Annotated in this window: 16 protein-coding genes and 3 tRNA genes; 7 read left to right on the forward strand and 12 right to left on the reverse strand. The window is 52.2% G+C overall.

Annotated elements, in window-relative coordinates:
- The first annotated feature begins 45 nt into the window (after positions 1-45).
- A complete protein-coding gene (gene xni / locus IV433_RS20435) occupies positions 46-798 on the forward strand; it encodes a flap endonuclease Xni (protein ID WP_195815752.1) in 753 nt (250 codons plus the stop codon).
- Positions 799-865: 67 nt separating this feature from the next.
- On the opposite strand, the gene rlmM is transcribed toward xni, so the two are convergent.
- From rlmM to IV433_RS20455, 4 genes are all read right to left on the reverse strand, one after another.
- Positions 866-1,972, reverse strand: coding sequence for a 23S rRNA (cytidine(2498)-2'-O)-methyltransferase RlmM (gene rlmM, locus IV433_RS20440; protein ID WP_101079232.1), 1,107 nt, complete (start codon positions 1,970-1,972; stop codon positions 866-868).
- Positions 1,965-2,360 (reverse strand): DUF423 domain-containing protein, encoded by a 396-nt coding sequence (locus IV433_RS20445; protein ID WP_152326511.1) that lies wholly within the window; start codon positions 2,358-2,360, stop codon positions 1,965-1,967. Before IV433_RS20445 ends, rlmM begins: the two co-directional genes overlap by 8 nt.
- A 91-nt stretch (positions 2,361-2,451) precedes the next feature.
- A complete protein-coding gene (locus tag IV433_RS20450; RefSeq protein WP_101079234.1) occupies positions 2,452-3,372 on the reverse strand; it encodes a transcriptional regulator GcvA in 921 nt (306 codons plus the stop codon).
- Positions 3,373-3,822: 450 nt separating this feature from the next.
- A complete protein-coding gene (locus IV433_RS20455) occupies positions 3,823-4,044 on the reverse strand; it encodes a YgdI/YgdR family lipoprotein (RefSeq protein WP_104924609.1) in 222 nt (73 codons plus the stop codon).
- Positions 4,045-4,232: 188 nt separating this feature from the next.
- Between IV433_RS20455 and csdA the strand changes: the two genes are divergently transcribed.
- Complete coding sequence (gene csdA / locus IV433_RS20460; protein ID WP_195815751.1) at positions 4,233-5,438, forward strand: cysteine desulfurase CsdA; 1,206 nt, start codon at positions 4,233-4,235, stop codon at positions 5,436-5,438.
- A gap of 18 nt (positions 5,439-5,456) precedes the next feature.
- Positions 5,457-5,891, forward strand: coding sequence for a cysteine desulfurase sulfur acceptor subunit CsdE (gene csdE / locus IV433_RS20465; RefSeq protein WP_195815750.1), 435 nt, complete (start codon positions 5,457-5,459; stop codon positions 5,889-5,891).
- Here the strand turns inward: csdE and tcdA are convergent.
- Both tcdA and mltA read right to left on the reverse strand, forming a co-directional pair.
- Positions 5,879-6,694 (reverse strand): tRNA cyclic N6-threonylcarbamoyladenosine(37) synthase TcdA, encoded by an 816-nt coding sequence (tcdA, locus tag IV433_RS20470; RefSeq protein ID WP_101079238.1) that lies wholly within the window; start codon positions 6,692-6,694, stop codon positions 5,879-5,881. The two genes, csdE and tcdA, sit on opposite strands and share 13 nt — an antisense overlap.
- A gap of 29 nt (positions 6,695-6,723) precedes the next feature.
- Positions 6,724-7,836: a murein transglycosylase A gene (gene mltA / locus IV433_RS20475; RefSeq protein WP_195815749.1), complete on the reverse strand. Its 1,113-nt coding sequence runs from the start codon at positions 7,834-7,836 to the stop codon at positions 6,724-6,726.
- A 220-nt stretch (positions 7,837-8,056) separates the two neighbouring features.
- Between mltA and IV433_RS20480 the strand changes: the two genes are divergently transcribed.
- The 3 genes from IV433_RS20480 (at position 8,057) to IV433_RS20490 (ending at position 8,423) form a co-directional block, all read left to right on the forward strand.
- Positions 8,057-8,133, forward strand: a tRNA-Met gene (locus IV433_RS20480).
- Between the two features lie 63 nt (positions 8,134-8,196).
- Positions 8,197-8,273 (forward strand) — tRNA-Met (locus IV433_RS20485).
- Between the two features lie 73 nt (positions 8,274-8,346).
- Positions 8,347-8,423: transfer RNA gene (locus IV433_RS20490), tRNA-Met, on the forward strand.
- 113 nt (positions 8,424-8,536) lie between these two features.
- Here the strand turns inward: IV433_RS20490 and amiC are convergent.
- A complete protein-coding gene (amiC, locus tag IV433_RS20495; protein ID WP_195815748.1) occupies positions 8,537-9,787 on the reverse strand; it encodes an N-acetylmuramoyl-L-alanine amidase AmiC in 1,251 nt (416 codons plus the stop codon).
- A 228-nt stretch (positions 9,788-10,015) separates the two neighbouring features.
- On the opposite strand from amiC, the gene argA reads away from it, so the two are divergent.
- Positions 10,016-11,341 (forward strand): amino-acid N-acetyltransferase, encoded by a 1,326-nt coding sequence (argA, locus tag IV433_RS20500; RefSeq protein ID WP_152325440.1) that lies wholly within the window; start codon positions 10,016-10,018, stop codon positions 11,339-11,341.
- Between the two features lie 75 nt (positions 11,342-11,416).
- Here argA and ptrA read toward each other — a convergent pair whose 3' ends face one another.
- The 5 genes from ptrA to IV433_RS20525 form a co-directional block, all read right to left on the reverse strand.
- The gene (gene ptrA, locus IV433_RS20505; RefSeq protein ID WP_195815747.1) at positions 11,417-14,302 is read right to left on the reverse strand and encodes a pitrilysin; all 2,886 of its coding nucleotides are present in this window, start codon (positions 14,300-14,302) and stop codon (positions 11,417-11,419) included.
- A 303-nt stretch (positions 14,303-14,605) separates the two neighbouring features.
- The gene (locus IV433_RS20510; RefSeq protein ID WP_195815746.1) at positions 14,606-14,962 is read right to left on the reverse strand and encodes a prepilin-type N-terminal cleavage/methylation domain-containing protein; all 357 of its coding nucleotides are present in this window, start codon (positions 14,960-14,962) and stop codon (positions 14,606-14,608) included.
- The gene (locus tag IV433_RS20515) at positions 14,955-15,443 is read right to left on the reverse strand and encodes a YgdB family protein (protein ID WP_326838670.1); all 489 of its coding nucleotides are present in this window, start codon (positions 15,441-15,443) and stop codon (positions 14,955-14,957) included. The genes IV433_RS20510 and IV433_RS20515 overlap by 8 nt, the downstream gene beginning before the upstream one ends.
- Positions 15,440-16,027, reverse strand: a complete 588-nt coding sequence (locus IV433_RS20520) for a prepilin peptidase-dependent protein (protein WP_195815745.1) — start codon at positions 16,025-16,027, stop codon at positions 15,440-15,442. The genes IV433_RS20515 and IV433_RS20520 overlap by 4 nt, the downstream gene beginning before the upstream one ends.
- On the reverse strand, positions 16,018-16,512 hold the full coding sequence (locus IV433_RS20525) for a prepilin peptidase-dependent protein (protein WP_255534127.1): 495 nt from the start codon (positions 16,510-16,512) through the stop codon (positions 16,018-16,020). Before IV433_RS20525 ends, IV433_RS20520 begins: the two co-directional genes overlap by 10 nt.
- Positions 16,513-16,723: the final 211 nt, after the last annotated feature.

Consider the following 16,723-nt stretch of genomic DNA (forward strand, 5'->3'; position numbering starts at 1 on the left):
AGCGACGTAAGTCGCTCTGATTTTATGGATTTTGATGACCCGCTTATGGCAATACACCTGCTGATTATTGATGCCCTCAACCTGATCCGCCGCATTCACGCGGTCCAGGGTTCTCCTTGTCTTCTCACCTGCCAAAATGCCGCCAGACAGCTCGTTCAGCACACACAGGCGACGCATGCCGTTGCGGTTTTCGATGAAGACGATCGCGCCGACAGCTGGCGTCATCAGTGTCTGCCGGATTACAAAGCCGGACGCTCCCCGATGCCGGACAACCTGTTTGCGGAGATGCCGGAACTGAAAGCGGGTTTTGCCGCGATGGGCATCACCTGCTGGCATTCCGCCGGAAATGAGGCGGACGATCTGGCTGCCACACTGGCGGCAAAAGTCTCTTCCGGCGGGCATCAGGTCACAATTGTGTCGACAGACAAAGGTTACTGCCAGTTGCTGGCGCCGAACGTGCAAATCCGCGATTATTTCCAGAAACGCTGGCTGGACATGCCTTTCGTGCGCGAAACCTTTGGCGTTTTGCCTCAGCAACTTACCGATTACTGGGGTCTGGCGGGGATCAGCAGCAGTAAAATTCCGGGCGTGCCGGGAATTGGGCCGAAAACAGCGGTGACATTGCTGACGCAGACCGGCTCGCTGGACGAGCTTTACCACAATCTGGAAGGTGTTCCGGAGAAATGGCGCAAAAAGCTGGAAGAACACCGCGAGCTGGCTTATGTCTGTAAACGGGTTTCCACGCTGCAAACCGATCTCGCGCTGGATGGCAATTTACAGCAACTGCGCTTACCCTGAATTTTGCATTAAAAAAGGCGCTCTCCGAAGAGAAGCGCCTCATTAACAGACTGAATGATCGAAAGTATCAGCGGTCGCGCTCGTCGCGACGCCCACCAATTGCCGACCAGAAACGGCGGATATGTACGGTCACTTCTTCGCGGTCATGATAAAGCTGCTTGGCGAAGATCTCCGCGTTCACGCCGTTTTCTTTCAGGCGCTCATCAATGCGTTCAAGAATGTTAGACACTTCCTCATAACGCTTCTTCATCGGCAACTTCAGGTTGAAAATCGCCTCGCGACACCAGCCGTTCACCAGCCAGTCACACATCAGCGCGGCTACTTTCGCCGGTTTTTCTACCATGTCGCAAACCAGCCAGTAGTTTTTGGTGCTGGTGGATTTGTAGCGGAAACCATCTTCACGTAAATGGATGACCTGGCCGGTTTCCATCAGGCTTGGTGCCATCGGGCCGTTATCAATCGCCGTCACCATCATGCTGCGCTGGGTCAGCTGATACGTCCAGCCGCCCGGGCACGCGCCCAGATCGACCGCATACATCCCGCTCGCCAGACGCTCATCCCACTCGTCGGCCGGAATAAACACGTGAAACGCTTCTTCCAGTTTCAGCGTTGAACGGCTCGGCGCTTCGGACGGGAACTTCAGACGCGGAATACCCATGTAGAACGGGGAATTGTTATTGCTGTAGGAATAGCCCACATAGCAGCAACCTGGCGCGATAAAGAACACGTGGACGACCGGGCGCAGGGCGTTTTCTTTCTTACCCAGCACGCGGCACTCGCGCATCGCAGAACGCAGCGGAACAGTCAGCTTACGGCAGAACTTGGTCAGCTCTTTGCTTTCGTTGGTGTCAGGCACTTCAACGCGCAGTTCACCACCGTTGGTAATGACGTTCTGCACCATACCGACGATCGGCGAAACGCGATCCTCCGGCGGTAAATCTTTCAGGAGTTCGCCGACGACAATCAGCTGACGGGCAAAAATCAGCTCGCGGAAAGGCAGATTTTTTGCAATACGGTCAGCGTCATCCGGCTGATAACATTCAAACAGCACATAACCGCTGTTTTCTTTTACGCGGGCAAAACCAAAGATTTCCATCTTCGCGGCTTTGTCGGTAATTTCTGCTGCGCATTCTTTTTCAAAACCCTGACGGCAGTAGAGAGCAACTTTATTCATGGCGTTCGGCCTTTTTCTTCAGGCGCAGTGCGCCGATCAACAACAAAATCCAACCGACCAGAAATAAGGTACCGCCAATCGGAGTTACAAAAACGAATAACCGGAGATGAGACAGCGCCAGGCAATAAAGGCTGCCGCTGAATAAAACGGTTCCCAGCGCTAGAAAGGCGCTGCTCCAGTAGAACCACACATTACGCTGGCGCTGCATCGCAACACCTAAAATCATCACCGCCAGCGTGTGAATACTTTGATACGTTAAGCCGGTATGGATCCATGCCATTTCCGCTTCGCCGAGCGACTGGCTCAGGACGTGTGCGCCGAATGCGCCAAAAGCGACATAAACAAAACCGCTGATCGCGGCAAAGATCAACATTGAACGACTGGTCATTATGCGTTACCTGTTATCGTTGTGCGCTGATAAAGCCGCGAATTATCAGCTTTGTCAGCCTGTTCAGGAAAACCTTCCCCAGACTCAGGCATCACGCCTGATCGAAACGAAAACGCAGTTTTTCCTGCTCGCTGGCTGCGCGGGCGAGGATCCACTGACGAAAGGCGGCTATTTTACCCAGTTCTGCCTGACTGTCATGACAAACCAGATAAAAAGCATTTTTACTGATTAAAACTTCACTGAACGGACACACGAGACGTCCGGCCTCAATTTCCGTCTGCGCCATCACATTATTCACCAGCGCAATTCCCTGCCCGTGAACCGCCGCCTGAACGACCATTGCACTGTGGCTGAAAATCGGCCCCTGCTGAACATTCACCTGCTGCAACCCAAGCTGTTTGGTATAGGCCAGCCAGTCACGGCGCGAGGCATCGTGCAATAACGTGTGATGACTCAAATCTGCCGGTTCTTTCAGCGGATTATCGCCCATCAGTAAAGACGGAGAACAAACCGGGAGTAAATATTCGGCATATAAACGTTCCGCCCGCAGACCCGGCCAGTTACCACGCCCGTGGAAAATCGCCACGTCCACGTCGTCGGACAATTTGTCCTCTTCGCGGTCCACAGCCTGGATACGCACATCGATGCCCGGATAAGCTGAGTTAAAGCCAGACAATCTCGGCACCAGCCATTGAATCGCAAAGCTTGGCGGCAAACTGACGGTCAGCGCGCCTTTCGCGCTCCGCGCCTGAAGTTTGCGCGTAGCCTCATTCAGGGCAGAGAATATCTCTTTGATATCCAGATAATAACTCTGCCCTTCTTCGGTCAGTAACAATGACCGGTTGCGCCGGCGAAACAGTTTTAGCCCTAAAAAGTCCTCAAGTGACTTAATCTGGTGGCTAACGGCGGCCTGTGTGACGAACAATTCCTCAGCCGCTTTAGTAAAACTAAGGTGGCGCGCTGCGGCATCAAACACCCGCAGAGAATTAAGAGGCGGTAAACGTTTTGACATAGAATGGATACTTCTTATTCGCCGGTAAGCGGAGCGCCTGTCCGTGGGTTTTGATATTAGTTTTTTTAATCCGAGACATTATAATTTGTCCGTTGAGGATGTACAGGCAAAAACCTATAGTGGCGCCACTTCCTGAGCCGGAACGAAAAGTAGATTGGTATGAGGATGCTGAAATACTTTTGGCTTGTGGTTGTGATGTTGTGTTTGCAATTGTCTGGCAATCCGGACACGTAGCTTGAATGCTACAAACTTTTCACTTCCTGTACATTACCCTGTCTGTCCAAAGTGATTTTTCAGCACCGCAATTTGCGGTGCTTTTTTTTGCCCAAATTTCACCGCAGGCCACGTTTTGTGCTGCGCATAATGTGACAAAACCGGCCACGTCGCAAGAGGGGCCGGTTTTGTCATAAAGCATCTGAGTGAGCGCCCGTCAGGGGCTCACCGGAGGGATCAGTTCCCTTCTGCCATTTCTTTGACTTCAGATTTATTGATCTGCTGCTTATTGCCATACGCATCGGTATAACTGATCATACCGGTATCACTGTCGGTGCTTGGTTTGCCTTCAGCAACAATGGTCCGGCCATCGTTGGTGTGCATCACATAATTGCTTGAACAGGCGGCAAGTGTTGTTGTCAGCAGTGCAGCTGAAATTACGGCGGCGATCTTCTTCATCATAGACTCCTTGCAGATTAAAATGCTCTAAAACCCTGGGAAAACCCCAGGCTAATGCTTCTAGTCATCGTAATTCAGCATAACAAACCTCTGATAAATTTCCAGGTAACCATTCCTAAAATGAATAAGTGGCTTGTGTAACAGATAAATCTGTACTTTTTCATTCAGGCCGAAGGATCTGATTTCGTATGAAAGACTTTAAACCTGCTGATTTTCGTCAACAATTTCCCGCGCTGTCACAAGGGCAATGCTATCTCGACAGCGCTGCGACGGCGCTCCGGCCTCAGGAGGTGATTGACGCAACCCTGAATTTTTATATGCAGGAAGGCGCGACGGTTCACCGCAGCCAGCACCGCGCAGCGCAAACGCTGACAGAAGAATATGAGCAGGCCAGAAAACGGGTTGCGCAGTGGATTAACGCGCCCCGCTCAGAAGATATTATCTGGACGCGCGGCACGACGGAGTCCGTCAATCTGGTTTCGCAAGGCTGGCTGCGCCCGCAATTACAACCGGGCGATGAGATAATTGTCAGCCAGGCGGAGCATCATGCAAACCTGATCCCGTGGCTGATTGTGGCGGAACAATGCCAGGCGCGCGTCGTCACGCTGCCCATTGATGAGCAGGGTTTGCCGGATATCTCCGCCCTTCCGGCCATTCTGAATTCCAAAAGCCGCCTGCTGGCATTGGGGCAGATGTCGAATGTCACAGGAGGCGCGCCGGATCTGGCCCGCGCTGTTGAACTAGCCCATGCCAACGGAACACCGGTCTTTATTGATGGCGCGCAGGGCGCGGTGCATTGCCCGGCAGACATGCAGGCTCTGGACATTGATTTCTATGCTTTTTCCGGCCACAAACTCTACGGCCCGACCGGCATTGGCGTGCTCTATGGCAAAACGGCGCTGCTGGAAGATATGCAGCCGTGGCAAGGTGGCGGAAAAATGCTGACGCAGGCGTCGATGACCGGTTTTACGCCTCAGACCGTTCCGCATCGTTTTGAAGCAGGCACGCCGAATATTGCAGGCGTTATCGGCCTGTCAGCGGCGCTGAAGTGGCTGGAAACTGTCGATATGCCAGCAGCCGAAATTTATGCGCAGCACCTCGCGACGCTCGCAGAGCAACAGCTTGCAGAACTTGCAGGTTTCCGCAGCTTCCGTTCGCAAAACTCATCGATTTTATCTTTTGATATCGCCGGTGTGCATCACAGCGATCTGGTGACACTGCTGGCTGAACAGGGGATCGCACTTCGCGCAGGACAGCATTGCGCGCAGCCGTTAATCGAGGCGATGGGCATCAGCGGAACATTGCGTGCCTCATTTGCACCGTATAATAACGAAAATGACGTATCGCGGCTGGTCGCGGCGGTTAAATACGCCCTGACGCTGTTAGCAGATTAATTTACACCGAGGAAAGCCATGTTAGCCCCACACCCTTTCGGGCATGAAATCACTGAAACGTCCCTGACTGAAAAATTTGCTTCATTCCGTCAGTGGGAAGATCGCTACCGCCAGTTAATCCTGCTCGCGAAATCCCTGCCGCCGCTCGATGTTTCGCTCAAAACACCTGAAAATGAATTATCAGGCTGCGAAAACCGGGTCTGGCTGGGTGCCGAAAAGGCAGAAAACGGAATAATGCATTTCTATGGCGACAGCGAAGGACGGATCGTGAAAGGGTTGCTGGCCGTATTACTGACGGCCGTTGAAGGCAAAACGCCAGCGGAAATCCTGAAGCGGGATCCGCTGGCGCTGTTTGACGTATTAGGTTTGCGCGAACAACTGAGCACTAGCCGTTCCAGCGGGCTGAATGCGCTGGCAGAAGGCGTAATCGCCCTCGCCCGTCAGGCCGCCTGAGCCTGACGCTGAGCTTTCGCCATCATCTTTTTAAGGACATGGGAAACCGCGACAAAACCGAATGTGGCGGTAACCATGGTCGCAGCACCAAATCCGGAAGCACAATCCATACGTTTCGGCCCTTCCGCCGTCGCGCGTGACGTACATACCGATCCATCCGCCTGCGGATACATCAGCGGTTCGCTGGAAAATACACAATCAATGCCCAGCTTCCCTTTGCTATTTTTCATGACATTAAAATCATTTTTCAGACGTTCGCGCAGTTTCGCAGCCAGCGGATCCTGAATGGTTTTTGCCAGATCGACGACGGCAATTTGCGTCGGATCAATCTGCCCACCGGCACCGCCCGTGGTGACGACAGGGATTTTAAAACGGCGGCAGTACGCCAGCAAAGCCGCTTTCGGACGCACGCTGTCGATAGCATCAATGACATAGCTGAAACCTCTGTCGAGCATTTCAGCGACATTATCGGGCGTAATGAAATCGTCGATGCAGGTCACATTGCACTCCGGATTAATCGCCAGAATACGCTGCGCCATAATTTCCGTTTTGGCCTGCCCGACATTTTCCCGCAATGCATGAACCTGCCGGTTGGTATTGGTGACGCACACATCATCCATATCAATCAGCGTAATAGCGCCAATGCCGGTTCTCGCCAGCGCTTCCGCCGCCCAGGAACCCACCCCGCCAATACCAATCACACAGACGTGGGCCTGCGAGAAAAGCTCCAGCGCCTGCTGACCATAAAGGCGAGCAGTACCGCCAAAGCGTTGCTGATAAGCGTCGGAGTATGTTGCAGTCATGAACGAAAAACCTCAGTGCGTCTGAAAACTTAATTTGATTGTGAATAAGCGGTGAACAGCGGTTTGCCGTTCTGCGCTGATTTTAACACCCAGACGCGCCCGTAGTGATTATAAAATCCTGCTGCATGCCCGGCATCCGTACCAATCCCCTGATACATATCGAAATGTTGTCCTTTAATCGCGCCACCAACGTCCAGCGCAACCATCAGACGCATATGATATTTACCGGTAAACTTACCTTTATCATTAAGTTCAGGCACTTCTGCCAGCAGCGTGGTGCCTGCCGGAATAAGCGAACGGTCAGAAGCCACCGAGGCTTTGGCAATCAGCGGAACACCGCTGGCGCCGCGAACCGGCGCAAAAGGTTCAGGTTTAAAGAAGACAAATGACGGGTTTTGTTCCAGCAACTCACGCACTTCAGCCGCAGAGTGAGTATCAGCCCACTGGCGGATGGCCTGCATCGACATATTTTCGCGCGCCACTTCGCCACGGTCGATAAGCACCTTGCCAATGCTGCGGTAGGCGTGACCATTTTTGCCCGCATAACCAAAGAACATATAAGGACGCCCGTCGCCGTAATCCACATAACCGCTGCCCTGCACTTCCATCATAAAGTTATCCATCAGGGAATTGGTCCAGGCGACGACGTAATTGTCGCTCAGCGCACCGGAGTAAATAGAGGCGCGATCCGGCAGGCGACCACGTTTTGGCGGCATACGGTAAAGCGGGTACTGGAATTCGCCCTGACGGGTATAGCGTGCCTGCACAACCGGCGTGTAATAGCCGGTCAACTGCACGTTACCAAAGTTATCGGCACCTTCCATCTGATAGGCGCTGAGGCCGTACTGACTCAGGTTACGGGTGTCGGCTCCGGAGCGAAGCCATTGCTCCACGGCCTGAAACGTCGTGTTATTTCTGCCATATAAAGAGGAAGACGCGATTTGTACGGCGGCAACCTGATTTGAATAATCCAGCGCGTTGACCGGTTTCCCTGTGGCATTCGGCTCATTCACGTATTCCAGTGCGTTGTCCAGACGGCCATCTTTATACTGCTGGCCCCGGTCAGTCGGCCGCGAGGAACAGCCCGCCAACACTGCAATCACCAGACCACTCAGCAGATACTTACTCCAACGTCCTTTCATTGTTGCCGCGCTCTCTTACTTTCAGGGAAATGACTGGCGAAACGATAACAAACGGGATATCAGAAAGGAATTGCCACAGTATAAAAAAGTGTACTGAGCCAAATTGCACCCCAAACGACGATTTTGTGGACAAAAACCCAGCAACTTGGTGCTTTATTTGAATAAATTCAAAAAAGGGTTGCACGAAATCTCATGGGGAGTATAGTTCGCCTCCATCGGACGCGGGGTGGAGCAGCCTGGTAGCTCGTCGGGCTCATAACCCGAAGGTCGTCGGTTCAAATCCGGCCCCCGCAACCAATTCGATTTCGATGTATGAAATGCTCAGTTGAATTGTTCGATGTAATAAAGCAGTATCACGGACGCGGGGTGGAGCAGCCTGGTAGCTCGTCGGGCTCATAACCCGAAGGTCGTCGGTTCAAATCCGGCCCCCGCAACCAATTCGAGACTGATGCATAACGATGTTCAGTTCGGATTCTGTGATGATGTAAAGCAGTACCAAGTAGTGACGGACGCGGGGTGGAGCAGCCTGGTAGCTCGTCGGGCTCATAACCCGAAGGTCGTCGGTTCAAATCCGGCCCCCGCAACCAACTACTTAAACAGTGAATTGAATTAAACAACAAGCACCTTAACGGGTGTTTTTTTGTATCCAAATTTCGGGCACAGCCAGGAATGGCGTCATATTCTCACACCATTCCCCCGCTTATTTCGCCCTTGCCGCCCCGCCTTCTGAAAACCAAACCTTGATGCCTGCCATGATTGATTCCGCGACCTGCTGCTGAAAATGGGCCGTCCTCAATTTTTTCTCTTCATTGATATTACTGATGAAAGCCGTCTCCACCAGAATGGACGGAATGTCCGGCGCTTTCAGTACGGCAAAACCGGCCTGATCGACTTTGTTTTTGTGCAGATGATTAATCTTTCCCATGCGCGTCAGCACTTCTTTGCCAAATTTGAGGCTGTCACCGATGGTTGCCGTCTGAACCAGATCAAACATCGTATGGTCCAGATAACGATCGCCGCTTTTGCTGACGCCGCCAATCAGGTCAGATTCATTCTGGGTTTGTGCCAGAAAACGCGCAGCAGAACTGGTGGCGCCTTTGGTCGATAAGGCAAAAACGGACGAGCCTTTTGCAGCCCGGTTTGTAAACGCATCGGCATGAATAGAAATAAACAGATCTGCCCGTAGTTTTCGCGCTTTCGCCACCCTGACTTTCAGCGGAATAAAGACATCTTCATTACGGGTCATATGCGCTTTCATGTTAGGTTCACGCGTAATCAGTTTTTGCAGACGGCGCGCGATTTGCAAAACCACATCCTTTTCACGCGTTTTGTATTTACCAATCGCACCCGGATCTTCACCACCGTGCCCCGGATCCAGCATAATGACCAGCGGCCTGCTTCGCCCGGCCTGACCGTCTTTGGCCGTTTCAGGCGGCAGCGTTCTCGCCACATCGCCGCGATTGTAATCTTCCAGTAATGCCAGCAGCGGATCATCTTCCGCACTCACGGCACCGTCTTCCGGATACAAATCGACGACCAGGCGGTTGTGGAATTCGGCGACCGGCTTGAGAGTAAACACATGTGGATTGATGGCACGCTTGAGCTCAAGCACCATGCGCACCGTTTTGGAATCAAACTGCCCCACCCGCGCCTGGCGGATATAAGGGTCACTTTGCTGGACCTTTTCTCCCAGCCCTTTCAGAACGCTGTTGAGGTGAACACCTTCAATATCGACGACCACACGCGGCGGGTCACTCAGCAGAAATTGCTTATATTTTAGTGGCGTACTGGATTCGAGCGTAATGCGGGTGTACGTGGAAGAAGGCCAGATGCGTACTGCAATAACCTGTGAGCTGGCAGCAAACCCCACTTTGCTCACACTCAGCATCCAGGAAGCCGCTACAGTTTGAAGAAGTCGTCGTCGTCCGGGATTGTGGTTATCGTCAGTCATGCAGTCTCAAAAGTATCTAAAAGTAAGAAATTGCTGATAAAAAACTCAGTTTATGGATTCTAACTAATCGTATCCTGCATGTCATTCCTAAACATTTATTCGATTAATCAATTTGTTGTAGGTTTGTAATGGGTGTTAAAACAAAAACAACGATTTCTTACTTGCCACACGCCGACAAAAGAATAAAAATACAAAAATTACGAATAAAAATTCATACGAGGTTTTGCCGTGAAGGAACGTAGTACAGAACTGGTTCAGGGATTTCGCCACACAGTTCCCTATATTAATGCGCACCGTGGCAAAACGTTCGTGGTCATGCTCGGTGGGGAAGCCATAGAACATGAGAATTTTAGCAATATCGTCAATGATATCGGGCTGTTACACAGTTTAGGCATTCGTCTGGTGGTGGTTTATGGTGCACGCCCGCAGATTGATGAGAACCTTTCTGAGCACAATTACGAGCCGATTTATCACAAAAATATCCGCGTGACAGACGCCCGGGCCCTCGAACTGGTGAAGCAGGCAGCGGGTTTGTTGCAGCTTGATATCACCGCGCGGCTTTCCATGAGTCTGAATAATACGCCACTGCAGGGCGCGCATATCAACGTTGTCAGCGGGAACTTTATCATTGCTCAGCCGCTGGGCGTCGATGACGGTATTGATTACTGCCACAGTGGCCGCATCCGCCGTATCGATGAAGAAGCCATTCACCGCCAGCTCGACAGTAATGCGATTGTGCTGCTTGGCCCGGTCGCGGTTTCGGTCACAGGTGAAAGCTTCAATCTGACGTCAGAAGAGGTCGCGACGCAACTGGCCATTAAGCTTAAAGCCGAGAAAATGATCGGCTTCTGTTCTTCTCAGGGCGTCATCAACGATGAAGGGAATATTATCTCTGAGTTGTTCCCTAACGAAGCGCAGGAACGTATCGACCTGATGGAATCGGGTGGAGATTATCTTTCCGGCACCGTCAGGTTCCTGCGTGGTGCGGTGAAAGCCTGCCGCAGCGGCGTTCGTCGTAGCCATCTGATCAGTTATCAGGAAGATGGCGCACTGGTTCAGGAGCTGTTCTCACGTGACGGTATTGGTACGCAAATCGTTATGGAAAGCGCCGAGCAGGTTCGCCGCGCCACCATTAACGATATCGGCGGTATTCTTGAGCTGATCCGCCCGCTGGAGCAACAAGGCATTCTGGTTCGCCGCTCACGCGAGCAGCTCGAAATGGAAATTGATAAATTCACCATTATCGAGCGCGATAACCTGACCATTGCCTGCGCCGCGCTTTACCCGTTCCACGATGAAGGAATTGGCGAAATGGCCTGCGTGGCGGTTCATCCCGATTACCGCAGTTCTTCACGCGGTGAAATGCTGCTACAACGCGTCGCCAGCCAGGCCAAACAAATGGGTCTGAACCGGTTATTTGTTCTGACGACACGCAGTATTCACTGGTTCCAGGAACGTGGTTTCAAACCTGCGGAAGTTGACGTCCTGCCGATTCAGAAACAGGAAATGTACAACTACCAGCGCCGGTCTAAGATCCTGATTTCAGATCTCTGAAAATCAGAACCCATAATTCTGAGCATAAAAAAGGACGCTTTCGCGTCCTTTTGCTTTTACTGAAGTCTGGAAGTTCTATTTGCTGGTCTGCGATTTCAGAGCCTGCTGCAGGGTTGACGTATCCGGCCAGGTTTTGAAGCCTTCCGGCGCAGCATACTGCGGCGTTTTACTGTCGTTGCCGGAAACCTGAGACAGCATCGCCAGACCATCTTGCGCAATTACAGCCTGATGGAAATAGTCAGCCAGCTGAGTCTGCGTCAATCCGGCAATCACACGGATCACATTGGCCCGGGTATCAAACTGAGCATTTCCACGGCTGAAGTCATTGCCCAGACGATCGGCTTCTTCATCCAGCGTTTGCGGACGTTGCTGCATCTCATTCACCAGCCCCTGCTTATATTGCAGGAATTCATCATCTTTCATTTCCCGCAAACGCTTTTCAGCCTGCGGATAAAATGCCAGATAGCGCTGATAGAGATAGTCAGGTTGTTTGCTGTTACTTTGCAGCAGGAAGCCGATACCCCATTGTTTGCCCACCGGGATCGGGAAGGCAAATACCGCGTATCCCAGCTGTTCCTGCGTACGCAGTTGGCTGTAGAACCACGGCTGAATAATCTGCCCCAGCAGCGCACTGTAGCCCATACTCTGAACTTCGTCATAACCGCGTGGCACATACACCGCCGCCAGTGCAGAATCTGTACTGGTGCCGGTACGCTGGATATTGGCCTTCATCGGCTCAGAAACTTCAGCTTGCTTACCGCGCCACCATTCGGTTCCGTGCGCGCCCAGCTTTTGCATAATCTGCTGTGACATCGCCCTGACCTGATCGGCGGTCATATTACCCACCACCATCACTTCGACGGCGGCATGGTGAATCAGCTGTTCACGGTAATTATTCACGTCATCAAGCGTAATCTGCGCGACTAACTTTTCACGCTCGGCGCGTTCGGTATACGGCACACGGGAAAGCAGCTGGATCGGCTGTAACGCCAGTTCGAAAGCTTTGCCTTTATCGGCTGAAGATAAGCGTTCCAGATACCAGGATTTCGCCTGATCCAGCTGTTCTTGTGTCGGCTTAAAGTTCGGATAGTTATCCACTAATGCCGCCAGCAAATCAGGCAGACATTCAGTAAAGCCGGTGGCGGTAAATTGCAGGCCATTATCCGGAGACGTCCCGAACGTAATGCCGCCGATGGACGCCTGATAGCTCAGCTGATCAAACGCGACGCCGGTCAGATAATCCGTCAGGCCGTACAACACCTGATTTTTTGCCGAACTCAGTGCCTCTTCATTACGGAAAGACACCGTGACATTGGCTTTCGGTTCATCGGCGAAGTACCGGCTCGGCATATAGAAGACACGCAGCCCTTTATCTTCCACCAGCAACTCAGGTTTGGTCGCCGTCGAGTCTTTCGTCACCAGCGCCAGAGAATCGGGAATGTACGGGTTCAGCGCTGGCAGCGACAACGTGATGCCCTGCGCCAGCGTTTTCCATTGTTCAAAAGTTTGCGGCGGCACTTTATCAACTTCGTAAGGTGCATCCATAAAGTAAGCCATTTTGTTGTGCGGTTCATTCGGGCTGATGATCCAGTAGCGCGCATTTTGCGGCGTCATTTCATCCAGACGCGATGCGATTGCTTTGGGATCGTACTGATCGGTCAGATACGGTGAATCGAGCACGTGTTCAACCGGAACACGTAGCATGGTATCCACCAGCCACTCTACATAATCCATATCGCGGGTTAACGCGGGATACCGGAAATCAAGCGCCATAACATGAGCAATTTCGTCGAAATAAGACTTCTTAATGCCCTGTGTCCGCATTTCGTTGAGATAACTGAAAATCGCGGCGATCACTGTGTCACGCTGGGCAAGACCTTTATCCGTCAGGGAAACAGAGATATTAAATACCCCCATATTCCGGTTAACCATCGGGTCTGCTCCGGCGCTGATCCCGTCTGCGTAACCTTGTTTCTGCAACCAGTCTGACAGCGTATTCGGGCTGCGGTTACCAATCAGATAGCTGATATAGGTATCTGTTTTACTGCGAAAATCTGCGCTGTTGTTGTCGATAGCAAATTCAATGCGCAATTCTTTGCGTGGCTGCGCGGGAACAAAATGGATAAATTCACCTTTTTGCTCTGCCGTCACCGTCGGTACGGTAATCGGCGGTACAACGGCATGATGGTTAGTGATCTTTCCGAAAGTATTGGCAGCCAGATCAGCCAGCTCCGGCAACGGTTTATTGCTGTAGATAACCCCGACCAGCAGATTGGCCGAATAATAGCGGTGATAGAACGCGGTGAGCTGATCGTGAAGTTTGCTACCCGGTTTATCTTTTAACGTATCGAGATTACCACCGGAATAACGGGCCGCCGGGTGTTCAGGGTTTAACGTTTCGGCCCGAACCTGAGCCATACGCATCCCGTCACGCGAACGCGCCATGGTCAGTTCGGCATTCACCGCATTACGCTCACGGTCACCGTTAGCCGGGTCCAGCAATGGCTCACCGATGGCGTCCGAAAGGCGATCTACGGCTTCAGGCAGGGCATCATTTTCAACTTCCAGATAAAAGGCCGTGCGGTAAGACGCGGTGCTGCCATTATGGCTGCCGCCATGTTTTTTGAGGAATTCAGAGAGGCTTTCAGGCTGAGGATACTTTTTCGATCCCATCAGAAGCATGTGTTCTGTGTAATGGGCAAGGCCAAGCTGGGAATCAGGGTCTTCCAGCGAACCCACGGGAATAGCCAGCGCAGCAAGTGACTTGGGCGCCTGAGGGTCAGAAACCAGCAATACCGTCATATCATTCTCAAGCTTGATCGCCTGATACCGACGGGGGTCGTTCTGACTTTTATTAATAGCTTGTGCATAAGGCTGCCAGTTGGCGGCGCTTGCGACTCCAGGGGCCCAAAAGGTCAATAACAACAGTAACCCGGAAATTCGGGTAACCTGTTTCAACATTGCCACTCTCCCTCAATCGAGTAAATATGCCCGCGGGCACTAAAAATAAACAGTTCAACAACTGATGGATCTCAACCTGCTGTTTTCTGCTATCAGGTCTGTTCAGACCCCGCAGACGCAGGATAGTTGTCAAAAAAATCGAACCGGGATGAGCAGTCAGGAGCTCCGTCACATTTTGTTCCCGAACCGGGCGTTTCCTCCAGGGGAAAATCACCCTGTTAAACCACTCTAAGCTGTTAGCCCGTCATTGCAAGCGGCTTGAGGGTATTTTCCCGACTTATTCTGAAGCCGTTCTGCTGCCATTTAGCCATTCTGTTTGCAGATCAGACGCTGCAAAATTGCCTGATATTTTGCAGGTGACCGGATAACAATATTGACCCGCTGGCATGATTGCCCGAAAGATATCCCCGACAGCTGATATTCCCAGCCTTTCATGACAGTTTCGTGGCTCTGGCCGGTTGCGGCGTAAGCTTCCAGCTGCGAATGTGCCTCTGACCACGCCTGTTGTACCTGCCACTGACGCATAAAACCATAGGTCAGTGACTGGTAATAATTCAGCAACCCTAAAACAGACACCGACAGCAACAGTGCGGCTATCAATGCTTCCGGCAAGCTAAAACCCTGCTGTGAGATATCTTCTTTTCCGGATGCACTAACCATTACAAATCAGCTCATTATTTTCCGGGCAGAAATCCAGCCAGCCTTGTTTTAGCGGGATAAAAACCAGAGTGCCGTCAGCCTGCTTTTTGCCACTGGCTTGCTGAAATTGCATGACAGGCTCACCGCCTTCGGCCATTTGCCCTGCACCGCGCAGCAGAAACACATCCGGACGCAGTGACGGGCGCACACAGACCCGACCTTTTCCTGAAATCAGTAAACCTGCGGCCACATCCTGGCATTGCCAGTCTGAACCGGTAGAAGCCTTCCAGCTTTGCTGAATTCCCCAGGCCAGAGCCGTTGAAGCATTTTCCCAGGCAATAACGAACCGGTGCTGGCTGGAAGTCAGCGCCAGCCCGGCCGAAAGTTGCTGCTGTAATGAGTTAAGGGCAATAAGCCCCAGCCCCATCATCACCATAACACTCAATATAATGGCGCTGCCGCGCTGGCGTTCCGCACCGGTAAAATTCACAACAGCCTTCACAAGTTATGCCCCGCAACCTGCGCCAGGACCTGCTGATGGATAAAAGGATTTCGGCTCCACCGGGCCTCGAGTTCCAAAGTAAACAAATGGCCGGCAGAACCACTGGTTTGTTCTGTGACGTTAAACCTTGTCACGCTGACTTCGGCAGGGTCGAGCAATTTTTCCCAGCCGGAACCGCTGCAACCGGAGGCTCCGCGCTGGATTTCAATGCCTCCCTGACGCAGACGATAGCCAAAATATTCAGATTCAGCGGTGCCGGGGTTTTCCCATTTTCCGTTGCGGTTCAGGTCGTAAATGGCAATGACGCAGGAGCCCGCCGCTTCTCCGTCAGCATTGCCGATAAGGACGGGCTTTCCCTCACAGATGCCATTACAAAAACCAGCCCGTCTGAGATCTTTCTCCATCGTAAATGCCGTCTGACGCAGAAGCTGATCCAGCTGATAATGTCTGCCAAGGCTCTGGCTTCTCTGGCGCATCATTGGGTAAATTTGCGCGGCACTGAGCATCAGCATACTGCCCAATCCCATCGCCATCATCACTTCCGGCAGCGTGAAACCGAGGCTGTTTCGCGGGATTACTGGCATGATGCGATCCCCAGTAAAGGCTGATTTTCACTGCATATCCGCAATCTTCCCCGCGCAGAAAGGACAATCCGCAGGCTGCCTGCCGCATTTTTCAGGGTGAGATGTCCCGGCACGGCCGAATTTCGCAATCCGTAAAAACCGGTCGCGTTGTCAGAAAAATCGAGCAGTTCAATTTCAGGATCATCAACCGTAAACACCTTACTACCAGCCACATTGCAATCCGCCGCACGCTGCCCGGTTCCCACGCAACCGCCCTTTCCGCTCATCACCCACAGTATCGCGGAACGGTTGTAATTGTTGGCTCCGGTCTGAATACCATAAAAATACAGACGCAGCCGCTGAGCGTGCTGTTCAAGCTTCAACGCCTGCTGATAACCGCGCCAGCTGTGCATTCCCCACAGCGCGCACATCGCTACGATAACAACCACGACCATCATTTCTATCAGCGACATTCCCTGTTCTCCTGTCCGTTGTATTGTTTTCATGCGGTCAGGTTAGGCATTTAAATTTTACCCGCCACAGGCAAAACGCATTTTTCCGGCACGCCTCGGGAACAATATGTGCAACGAAGCGTACACAGCAAAATCGTTGCGCGACGCCTCGCAGGAATGAAATGAAATTAGAAATCGGGGCAGAAATCGTCAGGAAAAGGTGTAAAACGTACGGCAGCAGGGAGAAAGGCGTTAACGGAAATGG

Source organism: Rahnella laticis (genome assembly GCF_015644585.1).
GTDB classification, from domain to species: Bacteria; Pseudomonadota; Gammaproteobacteria; order Enterobacterales; family Enterobacteriaceae; genus Rahnella; species Rahnella laticis.

What these genes read in the sequence shown, in the direction of transcription:
- xni (WP_195815752.1), top strand. Translation starts at nt 46, where the DNA reads ATGGCAATACACCTGCTGATTATTGATGCCCTCAACCTGATCCGCCGC.
- rlmM (WP_101079232.1), bottom strand. Translation starts at nt 1,972, where the DNA reads ATGAATAAAGTTGCTCTCTACTGCCGTCAGGGTTTTGAAAAAGAATGC.
- IV433_RS20445 (WP_152326511.1), bottom strand. Translation starts at nt 2,360, where the DNA reads ATGACCAGTCGTTCAATGTTGATCTTTGCCGCGATCAGCGGTTTTGTT.
- IV433_RS20450 (WP_101079234.1), bottom strand. Translation starts at nt 3,372, where the DNA reads ATGTCAAAACGTTTACCGCCTCTTAATTCTCTGCGGGTGTTTGATGCC.
- IV433_RS20455 (WP_104924609.1), bottom strand. Translation starts at nt 4,044, where the DNA reads ATGAAGAAGATCGCCGCCGTAATTTCAGCTGCACTGCTGACAACAACA.
- csdA (WP_195815751.1), top strand. Translation starts at nt 4,233, where the DNA reads ATGAAAGACTTTAAACCTGCTGATTTTCGTCAACAATTTCCCGCGCTG.
- csdE (WP_195815750.1), top strand. Translation starts at nt 5,457, where the DNA reads ATGTTAGCCCCACACCCTTTCGGGCATGAAATCACTGAAACGTCCCTG.
- tcdA (WP_101079238.1), bottom strand. Translation starts at nt 6,694, where the DNA reads ATGACTGCAACATACTCCGACGCTTATCAGCAACGCTTTGGCGGTACT.
- mltA (WP_195815749.1), bottom strand. Translation starts at nt 7,836, where the DNA reads ATGAAAGGACGTTGGAGTAAGTATCTGCTGAGTGGTCTGGTGATTGCA.
- amiC (WP_195815748.1), bottom strand. Translation starts at nt 9,787, where the DNA reads ATGACTGACGATAACCACAATCCCGGACGACGACGACTTCTTCAAACT.
- ptrA (WP_195815747.1), bottom strand. Translation starts at nt 14,302, where the DNA reads ATGTTGAAACAGGTTACCCGAATTTCCGGGTTACTGTTGTTATTGACC.
- IV433_RS20510 (WP_195815746.1), bottom strand. Translation starts at nt 14,962, where the DNA reads ATGGTTAGTGCATCCGGAAAAGAAGATATCTCACAGCAGGGTTTTAGC.
- IV433_RS20520 (WP_195815745.1), bottom strand. Translation starts at nt 16,027, where the DNA reads ATGCCAGTAATCCCGCGAAACAGCCTCGGTTTCACGCTGCCGGAAGTG.
- IV433_RS20525 (WP_255534127.1), bottom strand. Translation starts at nt 16,512, where the DNA reads ATGAAAACAATACAACGGACAGGAGAACAGGGAATGTCGCTGATAGAA.